We start from the raw sequence: 4164 nt of genomic DNA on the forward strand, positions 1-4164 counted from the left end.
TCTATGACCCACTCAAATCGACAAGAGATACGCGCCAGGGGCGAAGCGCAGCGAACGGCGCTTTGTGACCTTCTCGAACGCCGATTGGCAACGCCGCGCGACCAATACATTCCCATGGAGGAGGCGTTTGAGCGCCTCTACAGGGAACTCGGAATCGAGCGTCGCCCTTCTTCAGGCTTCGCTGAGCGCCAGCCAGCCGAGTACGGCGAGCGGCGCAGTGTCGGCCCGCAGGATCCTGGGACCGAGCTTCGCAGCGCTGAACCCGCGTGAGCGTGCGGACTGCTCTTCGGTCTCGCTGAGGCCGCCTTCGGGGCCGCTGAGGACAGTGATGCGCTGCGCATCAGTCGATGAAGAGGTCAGTGCCGACAAAGGCTGCGCGGCGACGGGACTCAGCAGCCAGCGCTGCTCGTCGGCATCGGCGGGAAGCTCGGCGAGCCAGGACGCCAGCGTCTTCACCGGCGCGACCTGCAAGGGCTTGGCGCGTCCACACTGCTCGGCCGCCGCAATCGCGACGCCTTGCCAGTGCGCGCGCTTCTTGTCCGCGCGGTCGCCGCTGAGGCGCAGCACGGAGCGCTCGCTCATCAGCGGCTGGATCGCCACCGCGCCGAGCTCGCAGGCCTTCTCGACGATGCCGTCCATCCGGTCGTTGGCCGGCATCACGACGGCCAGCGTCACCGCGCGCTTGAGCTCGCGATCCACCGCCTGACGCGACTTCAGCACGACGCGGACCTCGCTGCGCCCCATCGCCGTGACCGCCGCGGTCCACTCGTCCCCGCTGCCGTCGAACAAGGTGACCTCGTCCCCCGGCTGCAGCCGCAGCACCTGCACATGGCGCGCCGCCCCGGAGGGCAGCGCCAGTTCAGCTTCGAGCCCCACCGCACCCAGCGGCTGCTCGACAAACAACCTCGCCGCCAACGTTCACCCCTTGTGCTTGCCCACCCAGGCGGCGAAGGTCGCGAGGACCTTGCGCAGGAAGGCTTCCGTCTCCGGCTTCGCGAAGCTGCCGTCGTCCTTGAACATGTCGGCCGCGCCGCCGAGGTAGACCTCCGGCGACGGCAGCAGTGGCGTGTTCAGGCAGGCCAACACCTGGCGCAGATGGTGGTTCGCGCCGAAGCCTCCCAGCGCGCCTGGCGACAGCGTGATCACCGCCGCCGGCTTGCCGTCGAAGGCGCTCTGCCCGTACGGCCGCGATCCCACGTCCAGCGCGTTCTTGAGCGCACCGGGGATCGAACGGTTGTATTCAGGGCTCACGAACAGCACCGCGTCCGCGGACTTCACCGCGTTGCGGAATTCCACCCAGGCCGCCGGCGGCTCGGCCGCGTCGTCCTCGTTGTAGAAGGGCAGCGCGCCGATCTCGACGATCTCGAGCTTCAGTTCAGCAGGGGCGATGTGGGCCAGCGCGAGGGCCAGCTTGCGGTTGAACGACGCCTTGCGCAGGCTGCCGACCAGCACCGCGACGCGGTAGGACGTGGACATGGAGGGGCTCCCAACAATGGAAGGACCGCCTCCAGGAAGTCAGGCGGTCCGGGTCAATTGAACCCCAGTGTCGCACGCAGCTCATGCGCCGCGGCATCGCCCTTGGCCGCGCGCACGCGGTCGATGATGTCCAGCGCCAGCGTCGTCAGCTGGGTCATGTCGGCGCACTGCTCGACCTCCAGCGCGATCTTGTAGCCCTTCAGCAGCCCCTGCTGCTTGGCGAAGGTGCTCAGCGCGGCATACAGCTCCTGGTAGGGCAGCGACGAGGTCGGCGCACCCGCCAGCCGCGACGGGGCGGGCCGCGAGGCCGAAGCGCCGCTCATGCGGGACGAGGGCGCGCCCGATCCCATCGGGGTCGCGATCGACGCCGGGCCCATGGGCCGCGACAACGGCGCACCGGCCGTCACCTTCACGAGTTGATGCTGCACCAGCAGTTCGAGATCGGTCGGCGCGGCGCCTTGCACCACCCCCACCCAGTCGCCGCCAGTCTTGCTGGCGTCGATCACCAGCAACAGGTTGCGGGCCACGCGCGCTTGCACCAGCGTACGCACCTTGATCTCCGCCCTCCCGGCCTCTGTCTTTTCGTAGCGTTCTTCGAGCACGGCCTTACCTCCTCCTCAGGAGGGCGAACTTTAGGTTGTCAAGGGCGGTTTTCGCCCAAGTGCAATCCCTAAAACTGCTACCGACTGCTACTTCTTGTCGCGCAATTCACGACGCAGCACCTTGCCAACCGGCGTTTTTGGCAGTTCGGTCCGGAACTCGATGATCCGCGGGCGCTTGTAGCCGGTCAGGTTGGCTTCGCAGAAGGCCTTCACGTCGGCTTCGGTCAGGGCCGGATTGCGGCGCACGATCACGACCTTCACCGCCTCGCCGGCCTTCTCGTCGGGCACGCCGACCGCGGCGCATTCGGCCACGCCCGGCATCTGTGTCAGCACGTCCTCGATCTCGTTCGGATAGACGTTGAAGCCGCTCACCAGGATCATGTCCTTCTTGCGGTCGACGATGCGGAAGAAGCCGCGCTCGTCCACCGTGCCGATGTCGCCAGTGCGGAAGTAGCCGTCGGACGTCATGACCTTGGCGGTCTCGTCCGGCCGCTGCCAGTAGCCCGCCATCACCTGCGGGCCACGGATCGCGATCTCGCCGGGGTTGCCGGGCGCGACCTCGTTGCCGTCGTCGTCGAGCAGCGTCACCTCGGTGCCGGACAGCGGCAGGCCGATCGAGCCGGTGTAGGCCGTGCTGTCCGTCGGGTTGCAGCATGCCACCGGCGAGGTCTCCGACAGTCCGTAGCCTTCGACGATCGGGCAGCCGGTCTTCTCCAGCCACAGCCGCGCCGTCGCCTGCTGCACGGCCATGCCGCCGCCGACCGAGATCACCAGCCCGCTCCAGTCCACCGTGTTGAACTGCGGGTGGTTGGCCATCGCCATGAAGAGTGTGTTGACCGCGGGCAGGCTGTGGATCTTGTGGTGGCTGAGTTCCTTGAACACCGCCGGCAGGTCGCGCGGATTGGGGATCAGCACGTTGCAGCCGCCGACGCGCATCGACAGCATCAGGTTGGTCGTGAAACCGAAGATGTGATACAGCGGCAGCGCGCAGACGCTCATCAGCTGTTCATCGGCGGGTTTCTTCTTCAGCGCGGGCTGGTACCAGGCTTCGCACTGCAGCGTGTTGGCCACCAGGTTGCGATGCAGCAGCACGGCGCCCTTGGAGACGCCCGTCGTGCCGCCCGTGTACTGCAGCACCGCGATGTCGTTGGGGCCGACCGCCGGACGCTTGTAGGTCTGTCCTCGGCCCTTCGAGACCGCGTCGTTGAAACGCACCGCCGAGGGCAGCTCGAAGGCCGGCACCAGCTTCTTGACCTTGCGCACGACGTAGTTGACGACCATGCCCTTGGCGAAGCCGAGCATGTCGCCCATCGCGGCGAGGATGATGTGTTTGGTCGGCACGTTCGCGAGCACCTGCTGCAGCGTGGCGGCGAAGTTCTCGACGATGACGATCGCCTTCGCGCCGGCGTCCTTGAGCTGATGCTCGAGCTCGCGCGGCGTGTACAGCGGATTGACGTTGACCACGACGAAGCCGGCGCGCAGCACCGCCGCGACGGCGACCGGGTACTGCGGCATGTTGGGCATCATGATCGCGACGCGATCGCCCTTCTCCAGGCCCAGGCCCTGCAGGTACGCGGCCAGCGCGCGCGAGGCCTCGTCGATCTGCGCGAAGCTGATCGAACGGCCCAGCATCTTGTACGCGGGGCGCTCCGGGAACTGCTTGAACGCCGCTTCCATCAGCTCGACGAGCGAGGGATAGACGTCCGCATCGATCTCGGCAGGCACCCCCGCCGGATAGTGCTTCAGCCAGTTCTTCTCCATTGTTCTGTCTCCAAGGTACGGCGCGGATTCTCGCCGATCGCCATCGACGCCCCATCAGGGGATTCGATAGACCGCACAAAGTGGAGAGATGACTCCAGAACGCGCCGGGAGGCGCTCAATTGCCGACGCGCAGCGGCAGCCGCAGCTGAAGTTCGGTGCCGCCTTCGATCGGAGCCTCCTCGGGCGGGCGCCAGTCGATCTCGGCCGAGATCCGCTCGGCGCGACGGCGCATGCCGCGCAGGCCGTTGCCCTGGCGCAGGTCGGCCGCCATGCCGCGGCCGTTGTCGACGATGGACAGCAAGACCTGGCCCCGCGCCTCGTCGAC

4 protein-coding genes and 1 pseudogene are annotated in these 4164 nt (G+C 67.4%); all 5 read right to left on the bottom strand.

Features of this window, described 5'->3' with window-relative positions; genetic code table 11:
- Positions 1-171: 171 nt before the first annotated feature.
- A complete protein-coding gene (locus VF536_RS15400; RefSeq protein WP_331615742.1) occupies positions 172-915 on the bottom strand; it encodes a 16S rRNA (uracil(1498)-N(3))-methyltransferase in 744 nt (247 codons plus the stop codon).
- Positions 916-918: 3 nt separating this feature from the next.
- Positions 919-1476 carry an NAD(P)H-dependent oxidoreductase gene (locus tag VF536_RS15405; RefSeq protein ID WP_331615743.1) on the bottom strand — a complete coding sequence of 186 codons (558 nt, stop codon included), beginning with the start codon at positions 1474-1476 and terminating at the stop codon, positions 919-921.
- Between the two features lie 53 nt (positions 1477-1529).
- Positions 1530-2078: a hypothetical protein gene (locus tag VF536_RS15410; RefSeq protein ID WP_331615744.1), complete on the bottom strand. Its 549-nt coding sequence runs from the start codon at positions 2076-2078 to the stop codon at positions 1530-1532.
- An 87-nt stretch (positions 2079-2165) separates the two neighbouring features.
- Entirely contained in the window at positions 2166-3839 is a 1674-nt protein-coding gene (locus VF536_RS15415; RefSeq protein ID WP_331615745.1) for a long-chain-fatty-acid--CoA ligase, read from the bottom strand.
- Positions 3840-3954: 115 nt separating this feature from the next.
- Positions 3955-4164: pseudogene (locus VF536_RS15420) on the bottom strand (hypothetical protein); the annotation flags it as partial.

The sequence above is a fragment of the Roseateles sp. genome (assembly GCF_036486225.1).
Lineage (GTDB): Bacteria > Pseudomonadota > Gammaproteobacteria > Burkholderiales > Burkholderiaceae_C > Roseateles.